The organism is Wolbachia endosymbiont (group A) of Lypha dubia (assembly GCF_964028575.1).
GTDB lineage: Bacteria > Pseudomonadota > Alphaproteobacteria > Rickettsiales > Anaplasmataceae > Wolbachia > Wolbachia pipientis.
In genome coordinates, this window is sequence record NZ_OZ034796.1 from 960,981 (window position 1) to 977,849 (window position 16,869).

Consider the following 16,869-nt stretch of genomic DNA (forward strand, 5'->3'; position numbering starts at 1 on the left):
CCTCTTGGTATTCGTGTAGTTGCAAGCAGTATAGCTATAAATCACTCACAATCGATATGCTTGAATTACTCTCAGTAAATAAATCAAGCATAATGTTAGGTATTCTACCATCAACTATGTGAACAACTCCAGCACATTCCTCCGCCATTTTAACGTATGCCATAAGCCTTTCAATAAATTTTTCCCCTTTAATTTTCCCACAATCAATCGATGCATTTAAATTTTTAACAGATATCTTCCTGCCACCAATTTTATCTATTTCTTCATCTGTGTCACTCAAGATTATCATTTTAGATGCAGAAACTGCGATTGCGATTGCGCTTGCAGTGCTATCGGCATCAATATGATATGTTTCCCCATCTTTTCCATGACCAATTGGTGCAATAACTGGTATAAAATCTGATTCTTCAATAAAAAATAATATATCAGGATTGATTTCAGTGGGTCTACCGATGAACCCCATGTCTAATATCTTTTCGATATTATTTGATCTATCTTCTCTAAGCGTAGCGGTTATTTTTTCGGCTTTAATTAAGTTACCATCTTTTCCACATAATCCAATAGCTGAACCACCAGCAGAATTTATATGCTGAACAATTTTTTTATTAACTGAACCACACAGTGCCATTTCAATGATTTTCATAGTGTCTTTGTCTGTAAGTCTGATACCATTCACAAACTTACTGTTCATATCCAGCATTTTTAACACCGAGTTAATTTCATATTCTCCGTCATGAATTATTACCGGATTTATACCAAGCTGCTTCAACAAGACAACATTATGCACAAAAGTATTAAATAGTGTTTCATTTAAGATTATTGTACCACCGCATTTAATGACAAAAGTCTCGCCTACAAAGCTAGGTATGTTAGATAGCACTTCAAGTAATATTTCTGCTTTTTGTTCAAATGATACCTCACCCTTTAAAAATTCACTACTCTTCATTTTTTTATCTTGTAAACTTGAAAAACTCATCTCTTACCTTGGTTATTTTATGCTTAACACGGATGCTCATTTGATGAATTGACACATTCTCATTATTAATCCATTTTTGAATATCTTCTATAACAGCACCTAAGCTTTTTTGACTTACTTTATCTATTTTTGTTAGCACAATGTTAAAGTTAATGTTATTATATATTAACCAATAAATGAAGTCTTTGTCTATTTCTTTTAATCCTACCTTGCTATCTATCAACACAAACACTCTTCTTAGATTTTCTCTTTGAATTAGATAATACTCAATTAAGTTTAAATATTGTATAATTTCCTCCTTGCCTGCATGAGAGTAGCCATACCCTGGTAGATCAACAAGTCTGAACTTATCATCGTACATAGAGTAAAAATTTATTTGTCTAGTGCATCCAGGTTTAGAGGAAACTCTGGCAGCTTTTTTGCTGTTTATCAGTAAGTTGATCAGACTGGATTTTCCTACATTTGATCTACCAGCAAACGCAATCTCTGGAGCCGACTCATTTGGTAATGATTTTATGTCCGAAGCTCCAAATATGAAATTGCAGTTTGATGTTATCTGTTTTGCCATTATATTCAACTAGAAGGTAGTAGGTATATTATAGTGTTATTGCTTGATATAAGAAATTTTTTATTTCAGTATATATTACTTAGCTAGATCTGTGCTATATGGATATGGAAAATAATTTACAAGACTTAAAGAAAAAATTTAATGATATAGAGAGGAATTTGGAAAATCCTACCAATTTAAGTCAAAAAGAATTCATTACCCTTTCAAAGGAATACTCTGAGCTCAGGCCAATAATCAAGATAATTGATGAATATAACACGCTGAAAGAGGAAATTTCAGACTTAGAAGAAATAATGAAAGATGAAAACAGCGAAGGTGATATAAAAGAGTTAGCAAAAGAAGAATTCTTCGAAAAGCACAAGGTATTATTACCAAAAATAAAAGCAAAATTAAAGTTAGCATTATTGCCCAAAGATGAAGATGACTCAAGGAATGCAATATTAGAAATTAGAGCAGGCACAGGCGGAGAAGAAGCAGCATTATTTGCAGCAATGTTATTTCGTATGTATCAAAAATATGCAGAAAGAAGAAATTGGAAGTTCGAGCCAATAAGCATTTCTAATACAGGTATAGGTGGCTATAAGGAAGCTTCTGCACTCATTAATGGAACAGAAGTTTTTGCAAGGTTGAAATTTGAATCAGGGGTGCACAGAGTACAGAGAGTGCCAGAAACTGAATCTTCAGGAAGGTTGCATACCTCTGCCGCTACTGTTGCGATATTACCTGAAGTAGAAGAAGTTGACTTTAAAATAGAAGAAAAAGACTTACGAATAGATGTTTATAGATCCAGTGGTCCTGGAGGGCAATCAGTGAATACAACCGATAGTGCAGTAAGGGTCACCCACTTGCCAACAGGGATAGTTGTGATACAGCAAGATGAAAAATCGCAGCATAAAAATAAAGCTAAAGCGCTCAAAGTATTGAGGGCAAGGCTATACGAAATTGAAAGACAAAAAAAAGAAATGGAAAGGTCAACAATGAGGAAAAGTCAGATTGGCTCTGGTGATCGTTCCGAGCGCATAAGAACATATAATTTCCCACAATCAAGAATAACAGACCACAGAATTAATCTAACTTCACATCGGCTAGAGCAGATTATAAAAGAAGGCGAACTAGATGAATTTATTGAGGCATTAATCTCACGTAATGAAGCAGAAAGATTGGCAGGGGAAAGTTAGCAGCCTACAATGGAATATCTTTATTAATTACATAGGATCTTTTAAACGCAATAGATAGACAGTAAAAACAAGTTCTAGTACTATCGCGGATAAAACAAGAACAGCTACACTAATTGTTTGACCATTGTAAATGTAGCTTGTTAAGCCGATAAAAATAGCCATGATAAAAGTTCTAATGAACGAGACTGCAGAAGAAGCTGTGCCTTTAATTTCAGGGAAAACATTTATTGATGCATTAAAAATCACTGGCTGGAAAATTGCACAACCGATAGAAAAAATAATCATAGACAGTGTTACTAAGTAGAAAGAGTGGGGTACAATTATACTGAATATTACAAGCAATAGAGACCCAATAGCACCCACGCTCGTACCAGAAATTACACACTTTATTGCTCCAAGTTTCTGCAAGATTTTGCCAGCAAATAGACTGATGAGTGAGAAGCACCCAACTATTGCACCTTGATGTAGTGCATAAATAGTGCTAGATAAACCAAAAGTCTTCATATACAGAAAAGGTCCACAAGTAATGAATGACATATACGCAGCAGAAAAGAGGCTTGACATCAAAGACAACGTAACAAACCTCGGACTAGATAGTAGTTTTCTGTAATCTTTCATCATTTTTTTCAAACTGAAAATATCGCGGTCCTTTTTTGTTTCTGGTAACGCTAAAAGCAGCAAAACCCAAGAGATTAAACAAAGTATTGCAACAGTTGCATAATTACCACGCCATCCTACAATTTCATTGATGAAACTGCCTAACACTGGCGCAATTGCCATGACAACTGTAAGAACAGAATTCATGATTCCAATAAATTTCACCGCTTCGTCGCCTTTGTAGCTGTCTGCAACGATTGCAAACACAACTACAGATGTGCTAACACCAATGCCCTGAACAAAGCGAGAGATTAAAAGCCAAAAAATCGACGGTGCAAAAACACAACCAACAGCGCCGATTAATAACAAAGTGTTACCTATGATCATAATTCTCCTTCTGCCATAGCATTCAGACAATGGACCAAAAAACAACCCTCCTATGCAAAAGCCTAGGAAATTATAAGCAATAGTTAATTGAATTATGCCTTCCGGTACGTTAAAATAGTGCACCATATCAGGAAAACTAGGTACGGAAATGTCAATTTCAATGAACTTAGCAATTAGAGACAGGATTAACAGAAATGGTAGTAACATTTGAGATTTTTAATTAATGAATAAAAATATCACATTTAAAGCGTTGAAAGAAAACATTTTTTACTGTTATTAAAATGGTTAGAAACACCTCATGTGAAGGAATGGTGGATAAATTGGACACTAGGGTTAATTAAAGAAAAATATGACAACTATGTTAAAGCTCTTACCTCTCTGCCCTAACTTTACTTATTTCCTCTTACTTTTTCAACAGTTCGTCTAAATTACTACAAGCAGTTTAATTTTTAGTAAATATGTCATTAGACTTCTTTCAAAATTCATGTAGGGAGCTCAAAATTGTGAATTGCAGCAATCAAATTAAACCTTAAACCAAAACGTTTTCGTCGGTTTCTATACCTGTCCGAGATGATTTTAAACCTTTTCAATAAGCCAATTACGTTTTCAACAATTGCCCTTTGGCTCATAAGTGCTCTGTTCTCTTTTTTTTGTTCTTTGCTTAACGGATTCTTTTTCGTTTTCATGTGCGGTAATACAACATTTTTGTGTATCTTCTGCATTCCCCTGTAGCCGGCATCAGCTAAGATTTTAGTTTGCGGCAATACTGCTACCTTTGATTCTCTAAACATCCGAAAATCGTGTTTTCTACCATTCGAGAAAGATGTGCATATGACTTTTTTACTCTTCCTCTCTGTTACTATTTGTGTTTTTATAGTATGCCTTTTTTTCTTTCCAGAGTAGAAGGGCTTTTGCTTTTTTTTGGTCTCTCTACTGGCGTTTCAGTTCCATCTATTACTAAAACTTCATATTCTACATCACTCTTTAATAGCTCTTTTTTTCCTGGTAATGCAAAATCTGGATGTTTTATTAATATGTCTTCTACCCATCTTATTATTTTAAAACTGTTACTTTCACTCATGCCATAGCTTTGCCCAATATGAAAATATGTACGATATTCTCTTATATATTCCAGTGCCATAAGTAGCCTTTCTTCTATGCAAAGTTTACTTTTTCTTCCATTTCTAGCTTTTTTTCTTTTATCCTCCACTTCTAGAATTTCTACCATTTGCTCAAATGTTGCTTTTTTTACCCCTGTTAAACGTCGAAACTTTTCTCCTTCTAACTTTTCTATTTCCTTATATTTCATGCTTTCAAATACTTCATCTTACACTCCCTCTAACAATTTTGAAAGAAGTCTATTATTTAAAAATATGCAAGAAGCTTTATAGAAACTTAACATAATTTTATCATAAAAATGTCATTCTTAAGTCCTATATAAAAACGAATTTTGGCACTAATGTAATTAACTATGAGCTGGATAAATTGGAAAATAAATTTTGTTTACTTTTACAACACCTTAAGATCTAATGTCACTTTATCAATCAAAAATATTACAATAGGCTAGTATGTTCCTTACTCTTTTTCTCAAAATATTACCTATTTATATTACAATATTTATTGGTTACTTAGCAGGAAAATATCTTAAAATTGATAGAAACACTATATCTCAAATACTTTTTTATATAGCTAATCCAATAGTGATTTTATATGGAGTCTCTCATACAGAAGTTAACTTAAAAGTAATTTCTCTGCCGATTTTGATATGGTTTATAGGTAGCACTATGTCCTTATCAGTGTATTATCTTTCTTCTTTTTTATTTAAGGATAACACAAGAAACATATTAGCATTTAGCTCGGGCAGCACAAGTATGGGTTATTTTGGCCTGCCGATTGCCATGGCTTTATTTGATGAAGATTCAGTATCTGTATATGTTGTTTGTTATATAGGAATGGCGCTATTTGAAAACAGCTTAGGATTTTACATAGCTGCAAATGGTATTTATACCGCAAAAGAATGCATATTAAAGTTGTTCAAACTTCCTTCGCTTTATGCGATGGTTCTGGGCTTCTTTTTAAGTATATACGATATACAAATACCTACTTTTTTAACAGATGTTATGATGAACATTAGAAGTACATTTGTCACATTAGGAATGGTGCTACTTGGAGTGAGCATTGCGAATATTGCAAGCTTTAAAATAGATTGGAAGCTTGCTTTGATCACTATTACAGCAAAGTACGTATTCTGGCCACTGTTTGTTTTAGGAATTGTCCTTTTAGACAAGCATGTTATAGGTATATACGATGAGAGCATATATAAAGCACTGATGTTGCTGGCTATTATTCCAGTTTCTGGGTCCAGTATAATACTTGCTAATATTTTGAATTATCAACCAGATAAAGCTACTCTGTTGCTTCTAATCAGTACTGCAGTGGGACTGTTTTATGTTCCACTAATAATATCATTATTTTTTACTAAACTTGTTCCTTTTTGATCAAAAAATTAAGCGCTTGCACAACCATTATTTGGGTAACAACACAAGACATTGATAAAACTTGAATTTATAGCTAAAGCAACTTCTACAATTTGGTAACCCGTCATCCCGCTACTAGTTAGCGCCGCGGCGGTAAATTGACCTTACCCAGAAAAAGTAGAGAGAAAGTTAAAACGTTTTTGGAGTAAAATAAAACGTTTTTTCAAAATATGACAAATAGAAGAGAATATACAGCAGAATTCAAATTAGAAGCTGTTAAGCTGGTTAAAGAAACAGGTCAAGCAAGTACAAAAATAGCAAAAGATCTAGGTATAGATGGCAGTATGTTAAGTAAGAAAATATGATGGAAAAATGTCTGGAGCATACGCATTTCCAGGCAAAGGCTCCTTATGACAAAGAAAGATTTGATCTAAAAAAAGAACTAACAAGAGAAAGAGACATCTTAAAAAAAGCCCTGGGCAAAGAAAAAGAGTAAAGTATTCTTTTATATAGAAATTGCTATAAAACACAGGAACTATGTAGGGTTTTGTACTGGTGGTATTGGTTGCTAAGGAAAAAAGCAGTAAAGAATTAGCAAAAGAAGGGCTTCTAGCAGATATTCAAAAAATACATCAAGCTTCTAAATGCAGATATGGAGCCCCTAAAATTCACGCTGAATTAAAAGCTTTAGGCAAAAATTAAAACAGTACAAAGTGTTATGCAAGAAAATGGCATTAAAGCCAAGCTTAGACGAAGGTTCAAAAATAAAAAACAGCAAATAAGCAACCGAGTTGTGGCTCCGAACACATTGGATCAAAATTTTACTACTGATCAGCCAAATAAAGTTTGGGATTACCTACATAAAAACTAAAGAAGGTTGTTGGCGGCAATAATTGACCTATATTCACGCATGGTGGTTAATGAGTAACATGATAATTAGTTATAGATTCTTTATTGATGGCCGTTGATAAACGCAAACCCGATAAAAATCTGCTGTTACATAGCGATCAAGGGTCACAGTATACCTCTCAAAATTACCAATTTCTATTGAATACAAAAAACATCATTTCCAGCATGAGCCATAAGGGCTGTTGTTACGATAACTCTGTTGCAGAAAAGTTCACTTAAAAGGGAGCTGCTTATTGATACTTCTCGCTCAACAAACCAGAACTGCCATATTTGAATACATAGAAATCTTTTATAACAAATAACGTAGACATTCTACTATTAACTATTGCATTCCTGCACAATTTATTCTCATGATAAAAACGTCTTAACTTTCTCTCTACTTTTTCTGGGTAAGGTCACCTCTTTAGGTGCTCCTTTTTTCTTTCTTATACACACAAAAATCATATAGAATTGTAAATACAGCTTTTTTATTCTGATGCTTTTCAATTCTATAGCTCTGGTTGTCTCTCTATTACTATTTTTCTACATTATCGTAAAAAAACTGAGCGAAAAGAAAGCAAACCTTGAGGGTAATTTATGTAAATTAGAGCAAGAACTTCAAGAAACAAAGCAAACTTTGCTTACGAAGAATGAAGAAATAGTTGATTTAAGGGTCAAAAAAGCAGAACTTGAAGTAACTCTGCAAAAAGAACGTGAGGAAAAGAAAAAGGAAATAGAATTACTAACAAAAGCAGAGGAGAGATTAACAAACACTTTTAAAGCGCTCTCTCTTGATGCTTTGCAAACAAATAACAATAATTTTCTGAACTTAGCAAAGGAAGTAATCGATAGTAAATTAAAAGAAACGGAAAGCGATTTCAAAAAAAGACAAGCAACGATCAACGAAGTTGTAACTCCAATAAAAGAAAAATTAGAAAAATTCGATAATGAAATACGTGAGCTAGAAAAGGAGAGGGTAGGGGCCTATGAAGGTTTAAAGGAGCAAATTGGAGCGCTGATGAACCAAACTTCCAACCTTGCTAATGCCCTGAGAAAACCTCACATTAGGGGCAAATGGGGTGAAATGCAACTCAAAAGAGTGGTAGAAATGGCAGGAATGATTGAGTATTGCGATTTTTTTACTCAGCCGTCAGTGATTGATAAAAACGAGGATAATTTATTGCGTCCTGATTTAATAATCAAAATGCCATCTGGAAAGCAAATAATAATAGATGCTAAAGTGCCGCTTGATTCTTACATGGATGCTATATCACAAAATGATTTGCAAATACAAAAGGAGAAATTAAAGAACCATTCCCTGGCAATAAAAAAACACATAAATGATTTGGGTAAAAAAGAGTATTGGAATCAATTTGAAAATACGCCAGAACTTGTGGTGCTTTTCTTAACAGGGGAGGGGGTTTTTAGCGCAGCACTGGAATATGAGCCTGCTTTGATAGAGATTGGAGTGGAAAAAAAAGTGATCATTGCAACACCGATCACTCTAATTGCGTTGCTGAGAGCAATAGCGTATGGATGGAAGCAAGAGATGATAGCTGAAAACGCAAAGAAAATCAGTGAACTAGGTCATATTTTATATGAGCGCATTTGCACAATGGGTGAAAACTTTGATAATTTGCGCAGGAGCTTAAAAAGTGCTGTTGATCATTATAATAAAACTGCTGGCTCTCTTGAAGCAAGGGTGTTTCCTGCTGCTCGAGAATTCAATAAGCTTGGTATACATGCAAAAAATAAAAGTTTAAGTGCTGCAAAGGAATTAGAGTCTTTACCACGCAGTTTACATACTGAGGAGCTGAAAGTAGATTAGGCATCTTAACAGGGAGTGTTAAATAAACCATACGCGTCAAGTTAAGGAATGTAGAGAGCTTAAAGTAGATACCCTGGTCTTCCTATATCTGTCTTTCAAAGAAAACTTTGACCAGATTATAGTAAGCTTTTTTAGAAAAATTTTTAAATTATTGACAATATTGTTTAATATCAAAAAGAGCTCTCTAACCCGCCTTTTCAATTCAATAAATGCCTTTGTTAAACTGAGCTCCGTGTTCTTTTTTAGTTTTACACAGCCAACCATTTCGTGAAATACGAGAATAGCACATAATTTTGCGTATAGCTCGCACAATACTCTAAATGGATTTGTCTTTCCTTTTAGTTTATCAAGATTGATATGACTTTTATATAGTTTAAATAGTAATTCGATTTGCCATCTTACTCTATAAACCGTCAATATTTGTTCAGCATTAATTTTACTCTCTGGAACATTAGTTATAAATATTGACCAATCTAATAACTTTTGATTCTTTTGAGAAGATGTATATCCATGTGACTTTGCTAATTTATTAGCCTTTCTTCTTCTAGCCATAGACTGTTCTTCAGTTAGCTTTTGACATATAATTCTTACCTTAATTTTTACTTCCTTTCCTAATAATACTTCTTTTTCTGAAGATAATTGACCTTCTAAATACTCCAATAGCTCTATTTTTTGATTTGTTTCTATATCATATATATTGGTATCAGACTTATAACGACTAACAAAATATGCACCTGCTTCATCAATCTGTTTAAAAGAACTAGGCACAAAGTAGCCCAAGTCAAATATTAGCAAATCATTGGCTGATAAACCGTTCAGATAATCCCTATAACCTTGATCCGACCTTATTCCTTCCATAAAATTTAACTTATCTAGCGCTTGATTCAGGTAATCAAAGACTAACTGTAGCTTTATTCCTGATTTGGTATTATTCTCACAATCTCTATAGCTACTGCCATATCCTTTGTACATATCTTCCATGCTACTGGGCAGGCTAATGTAGCTGCTATCCAATAATTTAACGCTTCCAAATTGCTGTAAAATTTTGCAATCAATCTGTAGACTTTTTTTAAATAAACACAAAGCTTCGTTATACATTTTTTTCATGAACTCAACTGCTTCTTCACTAAACCTAAAATCTAAACCCTGTTTTGTAATTTCTATCGAGTCTTCATTTAGCAATTGGCACATTGTTTCTATGCTGCAATCATCAACTCCTATGTTACCAAAAACCATAGCTTTTATGAATGATGAGCCATTAAGTTTTCTCTTTCTTTTTATAAAACCTACTGCAATTGATATTTCGTCTGCTTTTTCATTAAAGAATTCATTGAGGTCTTTTGATAAGCAAGCTATTCTGTCCATTGTAAGTTCTCTCATTCATATATCCAAGAGAATTTATACCTTATTATTTTCCTTCACTCTATCAACTTTACTTACACTTTTCCTTAACTTGACGCGTATGGTTTATTTAACACTCCCTCACTTCATTATAGAGAACGGCCTACTGTTTCTTCAAGACTTGAAGCTTTTCTCATTTTTTCGCGCTTTGCCCAAGGGCCCACTTTTGTTGCATCAGATTGACTAATTGTTTCAGAACGAATCAACTCTCCAGATCTAGTAAAAAAACCTCGTTCAATAGCATCACGTACTGAACACCCACCAAGCAAACATTTTTCCCCTATTCGTTCCTCACAATTCTGTAATTTTTTCCACTTTTCTTGATCTTCTACTTCTACCTTTATTAGATTTTGCTTATCAGGGTATAATCTCACTTCCAACTCTCCCAAGCCAGTATCGAAAGTCAATACTATATTACTACCATCTGCTAGGCCTACATAATTCCTTATAGCGTTTTCCGTTATAATTTCTACCTCACTCTTACCTATCTTTATTATATTTCTTCCGTATTGTACACCTTCCTGAGTGATACCTAAACCCCTTGCTCCATTTGTAATCTTTGCAACATCTACTTTACTATCCTGTGAATATTCAAGACAGAGAGTAGAGTTGTCGATTTTTACGTCTCTTACCTTACCACTTGTTGCGCTTTGAACGATTGTTATGAAATCTAAAGCACGATTCTCATAATCTGCATAAGCGTTTTTCATATTAGCTTTGTGGCTTTCAAACTCTTCCAGTTCGTCAATTACATATATACTGCTTATGTTGTACAAAATTGCCCCTTTTGATATCAATTGACATACTATACCACTAGCAACCTCTATATTCCTTGAACCTTCGGAACTCTTTCTTAATTCACTAATCTTTCTTATCACAAAATCTGTAAAACTATATTCCTTTTCATATACCTTTCCGTATATACTACCCTGGTTAGGAAAGTTCAGCCTTACCCCAAGTTCTATAGCTTCGTTTACAACGCGTTTTAACTCATCTATATCTTTGGATTTATTTACCCTACCCAAAAATATTTTCAACTTTTCCGACTGATCTAATATTAAATCATCCCATAGAGTTCTAAGCTTAGGCAAACGTTTTTTGTCCTTCCACTCTTCGTAATCAATCGCTCCTGCTTCTAGCAGCAACTTTTTTGCTTCTTTGAAATGAGTTTCATTACCATAACAAGCCTCCCTAATCTTTTGAAAAACTCGAGACTTTCCTTCGCAATCACGGAGATTGAGAATCTCTTTAAGACCTTCATTTCCTTTGTGCTGATTGAAAAACTTTCTTAGTCGATTAGTGTTAAAGCTATGACCGCAAATACCTTCTAAATCATTTTTTGCTTCCAATTGCTCCTGAGTTAAAAAGATCTGTTCTAAAAGATTCACTTCAAAAGGTTTTTTGTTAATAATTACAATGTCTAGAGGAGTTTTTCCTTGTCTGTCAGTTTGACCACGTGCTCCTTTTTTCAGAAGCAAAGGTATATTTAAAGTATTATAATAAGCAGCATAGTGCAAAGGTGTTTGCCCTTCACTGTTAACTATGTTAGGATCAGCACCAGATTTTAAAAGTAAAGTCATAAATGCACTAACTGCACAACCTATGTCTTTTTCCACTGCTAAATACTCCATACCTTGTATTACATGTAGTATTGTCAATTTGGATTCTCCCCTTTGAAGATTGAGAACAGCTTTTAGATCATCACCTTTGTTATCGTGTAAAAAGTCCTCAAACCTTGTAATGTCACAAAATGGAAAGTCTGTAAGAAGATTTAACAGTGCCTTATTCAAATTTTTTTGGTTATCTTTTAAATCAGGTACGTTGAAAGACCAATCAGATATTAAATTTTTGAATTTTTTCCTTTTAATAATAGAGGTCAAAGAGCTGTTATCACTAAGCAGCAACGAGTATTTAATTGACTCATACTTATCATCTACCCGCCCCTCCTTCTGTTCCACCTTTACCTCCTTTAAATACTCTGTATCATCATCTTTGATGCGTTTAACTAGATCCTTTAAAAATTCAATATCTCTGTTTTCCAGTAAAGGGAATGCTCCCTTCTTCATGAGAATCGAGACCATTTGTGTACTTCGTCCAGCTAAGTATAATGGAGTGCGCCGTTTTTCATCTAACGCATTAACATCAGCTCCATTGTTTATAAGATACTCTACTATTTTTATTTTTTGGCTCAAGACAGCATGATGTAGAGGAGTGCTTCCGTCATTATACTTCTTATTAACACTTGCTCCATTTTTTATTAGGATCTCTACCATTCTTGTGTTCCCTTGCAAGATAGCATAATATAATGGATCACGACTGTACGCATCAATTGTGTTAACATCAGCTCCTCCTTTTATAAGGGCTTCTACCATTTGTTTATTGTTTTTTAAAACAGCAAGATGTAATTGGCAGAATGTACCTGGATCTACTTGTTTTGATCTCTCTTCTATTTTACTAACTACATTACTCTTACTGAAACCAACATCAGCGTTAGCAGAATTTAATACTTCCTGCAATTTATTCAATTCCATAACTCCACCTCGGTTAAAAATACTACACACCATTTTCACACGCATGACATAAAATGCAAGAACTAATATGACATGCAACATTCGTCCTTAGGCATTTGAGGTAAGCTTTGCCTATTCACTTCACATTCATTTAGCCTACTATTAGGCTTTAATACTGCATATGTAATGCCACCAGCAATGGCCCCAACAATCAATGCAGCAGTAGCTGATATTGATAAACTAAGATGAATAGCAGTACATCCAATAGCCACACTTGTCAACATGGTCATTATCCCTACACAGAAACTGGTCTTTATTGCTCTATTAGTTATAGTTAGGTGTTTATTTTCTGTCACTTTTTGATACTGTATCACATTTTTATCATCAGCCAGACTTCCCGAGGTTTTGGGACACTCCCTTACTCGAAGACTAAGATACTTAACTATATCTTTGTAACCATTAGAATCTGCCAAATCGGAAGGAGTCTCACCTCTAAAGTTTTTTACATCAATAGTAGCCTTTTCTTCCTCTACAAGATATTCAACTATATCGTAGCGATTCATTCTAGCAGATTCATGTAATGGAGTATCGCCATTTTTTTCGCTTACTACATTAACATCAGATCCCTTTTCTAACAGAGCTTTAACTATGCCTAAACAGCCCACCTCACAAGCAATATGCAAAGCAGTGCATCCTTCTTCGTTTCGTGCTTCAAAACTAGCTCCTTTTTCTAACAGAAATTGAACTACTTCCAAATGACCACATCCAGCAGCTTCATTTAAAGCAGTATCGCCTTCATAGTTTGTTGCATTAATATCAGTACCTTTGTCTAATAGAGCTTTAACGATTTTTAAGTAACCCTCTCGAGCAGCAATATGCAATACACATTTGAAACTATTCTTTCGTATGTCAGCATTATTCATTTGGCCCAATAGAGCTTTAACTATTTCTAAGTGGTCCTCGCTAGCAGCAATATGCAAAGCAGTACAGTCTTCGTTGTTTCGTGCCTCAACACTGGCTCCTTTTTCTAACAGAAATTGAACTACATCTAAGTGACACATTTCAGCGGCAATATGCAAAGGAGTGTCATTATCATCGGTTGCTTGGTTAATATTGATTTTTTCTTCACTTATAAAGTACTCAACCACTTTTAATTTACCCATTTCAGTAGCAGAATGAAGAGCAGTGCATCCTTCTTTGTTTCGTGCCTCAACACTGGCTCCTTTTTCTAACAGAAATTGAACTACATCTAAGTGACACATTTCAGCGGCAATATGCAAAGGAGTGTCATTATCATCGGTTGCTTGGTTAATATTGATTTTTTCTTCACTTATAAAGTACTCAACCACTTTTAATTTACCCATTTCAGTAGCAGAATGAAGAGCAGTGCATCCTTCTTCGTTTCGTGTCTCAACACTAGCCCCTTTTCCTAATAGAACTTGAACTACTTCTAAGTAGCCTGCTTTAGCAGCAATATGTAAGGCAGTGTCATCATTATCTTTTTGCGCATCAACATCAGCACCATTATCTAGTAGAACTTGAATTACGTTTAAGTGACCCATCTGAGCAGCGATATGCAGCGGAGTAGCTTCTTCATTGTTTATTACCTCAACAGTAGCTCCTTTTTTTAACAGGGTTCCAACGATTACGAAGTGGCCCCTGCCAGCAGCAAGATGCAAAGGCGTGTTACCATTGTTGTCTTTTATCTCAACACTAGCTCCTTTGTTTAATAGATCTTGAACTTTCTCTAAGGAACCATGAAAAGCAAAATTAAGTAAGTCAGTATGTATATTACTTTCGTGTACACAATGCTCATCTGTTTTTAAGTGACTATCGAGCGTAGCTAAATATGAATACGTAATATTTTGATTAACTTGATAAATTGGTATGGTCTGTGTTGCATAAAAACCTTGTTCTTTTGACCGCTTTTCTATTCCATCAACCATACTGTTCTCTTCTAAATCTGCTTGAATATTTATTGGACTAGATACTTCTTCCAATTGATTACCCACGACACTACCTTAACTTAAAAACTTATGTTTTAATTATTACACAATTATTATAATTAGCAATAGTTTTATATTTTTTTCAGAATTACAAATTTATTGTATTCAGATATAGGAAAATACCTTTTGTCTCTAAAAAACATTGCAACCAAGTATTACAAAGATTTCAATTATTTACTTCTTCAAAGATCCCAAAAAGATCGTATCTTTGTGAGAACAAGCTACGTAAAAGTAGGGTTATGAAAATAGGAACTTGCAATCTTTGCAACAAAGTTAGGTAAGTTAGTTCGTATGTAAATGTAGTAAAAGTAGGCTAATATAGCTGGTTTTAGGATATAGTAGAATCACTATAAAGAAAAGTTCGAACGGTACACTTGGTAGACCAACGCATTCCAAAGAAAGTTGTTCTCACGTACGGTAGTTTTGGGTGCTGGAAATGGCTATCTTGCTTGAGATCTTAATAATATATCTTCCTAAATTAATAAAGATTTATCTAAAAATAATTTAGGTAAATTTATAATGAAAAGAGATCTTAATTTAATAAAAGATCATAAAATGAGTCTGTTAATGGCCTTTTATCAAAAGTTGTTTTGGGTTAGAAATTTTCTAAAATAGTGATTGACAGGTTACAAAGGTGGAGTATGATGTTGAAATTAGTATAGAGTCTATAAATTATTATAGCTCTGTATCTTACGTATGGTTTTGTTTGTGAGGTAAGAATTATGGACTGTGATGAACTAAGAAAAGCTGTTTTCTCTATTGTTAAGGATGATGATCCTTATAAAGAATCTAAACAACTTCAATTGAAAAATTGGTGTGGTGCATTTTTGGAAATATTTGACAGTTGGGGTGAAAAAAAACTTCCGTTCTTTTTGGATATATTATCAAATGAAGAATGTTGGGAAAAAACCGATACAATACATGGTATCAAACTCAATAGAAGAGTAGTAGCTAAAAAGATGATAGAATCAAAAAGTTCTAAGGGTATAAGTAATCCACTAGATGACTTTGATCGTTACCAGGTTGCATGTTGGTGTTGCTTAGAAGAAGACATAATCTCTATATTTGAACATTTTAAACGGGAAGATGAAATAAATGAGGGAGATTCAGATGCATTAAAAAAGTTAGTTAAATCAGTAAGTGGGAGTTGGTATACGGACACAATGATGCAATTTTGGTCACATTTCATTAGTGGATATATTTCAGAGTTAGATCTAAAAGGCCAGCATCCTTATGTCTTTGGTTTACATCGTGCAGCAATAAGTTCAAATAGAAGACATGTAGAAGCAGTGGAATTCTTTTGGGATAAGGTTCAGTCATTACCTGAAGGTGAGTTAAGTGCTCAGGAAAAAGATGAAGTTTTCATGAGAATTGCAGTGCATGCGGCACATGATAATGGCTATCCTGATGTGTTTGAATTTTGTTTAAGTCAGATAAGTCCTAATAAATATCCAGAGCTTTTGAAAAGAGATTTAGAGAAAAATGGTTATTATGGTTCTTTAGGAAGAATGTTAGAAACGTCTAACTTTGACCAATTTCAAAGATTATTCGACTGCTTAGAGCTAAGTGATGTGCCAGTAGGTCCTTATTGTACCTGGTTAAGATATATAAAAATAGAAAGTTGTTCTGGGCAGTATTTAAATGCAGGTATGAAGCTCTTGATGCATATGTTAATGAAGGATGGATTTGATAGTCATCTTACTTCAGCATTAAATGGAGAAATGATGAACAATTCCATTTATCAAGGAAGTTTATTAGTCCCTTTGGTCGAGAAAGGCTGTATGGGGCAAGTGTGGACAATATTGGATAAAGCTAATCCTAGACAGGTTAAAGAATTTATGAGTTCTAAGCAAGCGGATTATATACGTTCCGTTTTAGAGCAAGGAGATAATGCTTCATTAAGTAAGTTTTTATCCTATGGTAGTTCTGTTTGTGTAGATTTTAACCAAAAAAGTATACCTGGTCCGAGTGGAGATTTGTCTGAGGTGAAGCTTAGCAAAATGCATGATAAATCTCATATAGGGTTGGGTGAATAAAAAATTGTTATATATTA

15 protein-coding genes are annotated in these 16,869 nt (G+C 34.1%); 8 read left to right on the forward strand and 7 right to left on the reverse strand.

Translation table 11 applies throughout. From position 1 onward, the window contains the following. Window positions 1–34 precede the first annotated feature (34 nt). A complete protein-coding gene (gene argB / locus ABWU72_RS04985; RefSeq protein ID WP_174516058.1) occupies window positions 35–946 on the reverse strand; it encodes an acetylglutamate kinase in 912 nt (303 codons plus the stop codon). Between the two features lie 4 nt (window positions 947–950). Then, window positions 951–1,544 (reverse strand): ribosome biogenesis GTP-binding protein YihA/YsxC, encoded by a 594-nt coding sequence (yihA, locus tag ABWU72_RS04990; RefSeq protein WP_010962460.1) that lies wholly within the window; start codon window positions 1,542–1,544, stop codon window positions 951–953. A gap of 98 nt (window positions 1,545–1,642) precedes the next feature. Between yihA and prfA the strand changes: the two genes are divergently transcribed. Continuing rightward, window positions 1,643–2,722: a peptide chain release factor 1 gene (gene prfA / locus ABWU72_RS04995; RefSeq protein ID WP_007548640.1), complete on the forward strand. Its 1,080-nt coding sequence runs from the start codon at window positions 1,643–1,645 to the stop codon at window positions 2,720–2,722. A 27-nt stretch (window positions 2,723–2,749) separates the two neighbouring features. Here the strand turns inward: prfA and ABWU72_RS05000 are convergent, their stop codons facing one another. Together ABWU72_RS05000 and ABWU72_RS05005 are read right to left on the reverse strand one after the other, a co-directional pair. Then, window positions 2,750–3,913 carry a multidrug effflux MFS transporter gene (locus tag ABWU72_RS05000; protein WP_353283934.1) on the reverse strand — a complete coding sequence of 388 codons (1,164 nt, stop codon included), beginning with the start codon at window positions 3,911–3,913 and terminating at the stop codon, window positions 2,750–2,752. A 275-nt stretch (window positions 3,914–4,188) separates the two neighbouring features. Next, window positions 4,189–5,015 (reverse strand): IS5 family transposase gene (locus ABWU72_RS05005; protein WP_353283935.1). Its coding sequence is split into 2 segments (ribosomal slippage): window positions 4,189–4,628 and window positions 4,628–5,015, totalling 828 coding nucleotides; the frame shifts between segments, so codons are not numbered across the junction. Between the two features lie 259 nt (window positions 5,016–5,274). Between ABWU72_RS05005 and ABWU72_RS05010 the strand changes: the two genes are divergently transcribed. From ABWU72_RS05010 to rmuC, 6 genes are all read left to right on the forward strand, one after another. After that, window positions 5,275–6,204 carry an AEC family transporter gene (locus ABWU72_RS05010; protein WP_006279391.1) on the forward strand — a complete coding sequence of 310 codons (930 nt, stop codon included), beginning with the start codon at window positions 5,275–5,277 and terminating at the stop codon, window positions 6,202–6,204. A 209-nt stretch (window positions 6,205–6,413) separates the two neighbouring features. Continuing rightward, on the forward strand, window positions 6,414–6,548 hold the full coding sequence (locus ABWU72_RS05015; protein ID WP_007548354.1) for an IS3 family transposase: 135 nt from the start codon (window positions 6,414–6,416) through the stop codon (window positions 6,546–6,548). Continuing rightward, window positions 6,545–6,679, forward strand: a complete 135-nt coding sequence (locus ABWU72_RS05020) for a hypothetical protein (RefSeq protein WP_259349141.1) — start codon at window positions 6,545–6,547, stop codon at window positions 6,677–6,679. Before ABWU72_RS05015 ends, ABWU72_RS05020 begins: the two co-directional genes overlap by 4 nt. Window positions 6,680–6,744: 65 nt before the next feature. Then, window positions 6,745–6,885 carry an IS3 family transposase gene (locus ABWU72_RS05025; protein WP_160142645.1) on the forward strand — a complete coding sequence of 47 codons (141 nt, stop codon included), beginning with the start codon at window positions 6,745–6,747 and terminating at the stop codon, window positions 6,883–6,885. Window positions 6,886–7,125: 240 nt separating this feature from the next. After that, window positions 7,126–7,311: a DDE-type integrase/transposase/recombinase gene (locus ABWU72_RS05030; protein ID WP_338062968.1), complete on the forward strand. Its 186-nt coding sequence runs from the start codon at window positions 7,126–7,128 to the stop codon at window positions 7,309–7,311. 256 nt (window positions 7,312–7,567) lie between these two features. Beyond that, window positions 7,568–8,899, forward strand: coding sequence for a DNA recombination protein RmuC (gene rmuC, locus ABWU72_RS05035; protein WP_151807714.1), 1,332 nt, complete (start codon window positions 7,568–7,570; stop codon window positions 8,897–8,899). A gap of 36 nt (window positions 8,900–8,935) precedes the next feature. On the opposite strand, the gene ABWU72_RS05040 is transcribed toward rmuC, so the two are convergent. The 3 genes from ABWU72_RS05040 to ABWU72_RS05050 all read right to left on the reverse strand — a co-directional run bounded on the left by ABWU72_RS05040 (window position 8,936) and on the right by ABWU72_RS05050 (window position 14,822). Further along, window positions 8,936–10,264: an IS4-like element ISWosp9 family transposase gene (locus ABWU72_RS05040; protein ID WP_155969615.1), complete on the reverse strand. Its 1,329-nt coding sequence runs from the start codon at window positions 10,262–10,264 to the stop codon at window positions 8,936–8,938. Between the two features lie 125 nt (window positions 10,265–10,389). Then, window positions 10,390–12,912, reverse strand: a complete 2,523-nt coding sequence (locus ABWU72_RS05045; protein ID WP_353283936.1) for an ankyrin repeat domain-containing protein — start codon at window positions 12,910–12,912, stop codon at window positions 10,390–10,392. After that, window positions 12,894–14,822: an ankyrin repeat domain-containing protein gene (locus ABWU72_RS05050; protein ID WP_174515965.1), complete on the reverse strand. Its 1,929-nt coding sequence runs from the start codon at window positions 14,820–14,822 to the stop codon at window positions 12,894–12,896. Before ABWU72_RS05050 ends, ABWU72_RS05045 begins: the two co-directional genes overlap by 19 nt. Window positions 14,823–15,538: 716 nt before the next feature. Here ABWU72_RS05050 and ABWU72_RS05055 point away from each other — a divergent pair. Beyond that, on the forward strand, window positions 15,539–16,852 hold the full coding sequence (locus ABWU72_RS05055; protein WP_265017974.1) for a hypothetical protein: 1,314 nt from the start codon (window positions 15,539–15,541) through the stop codon (window positions 16,850–16,852). Window positions 16,853–16,869 lie beyond the last annotated feature (17 nt).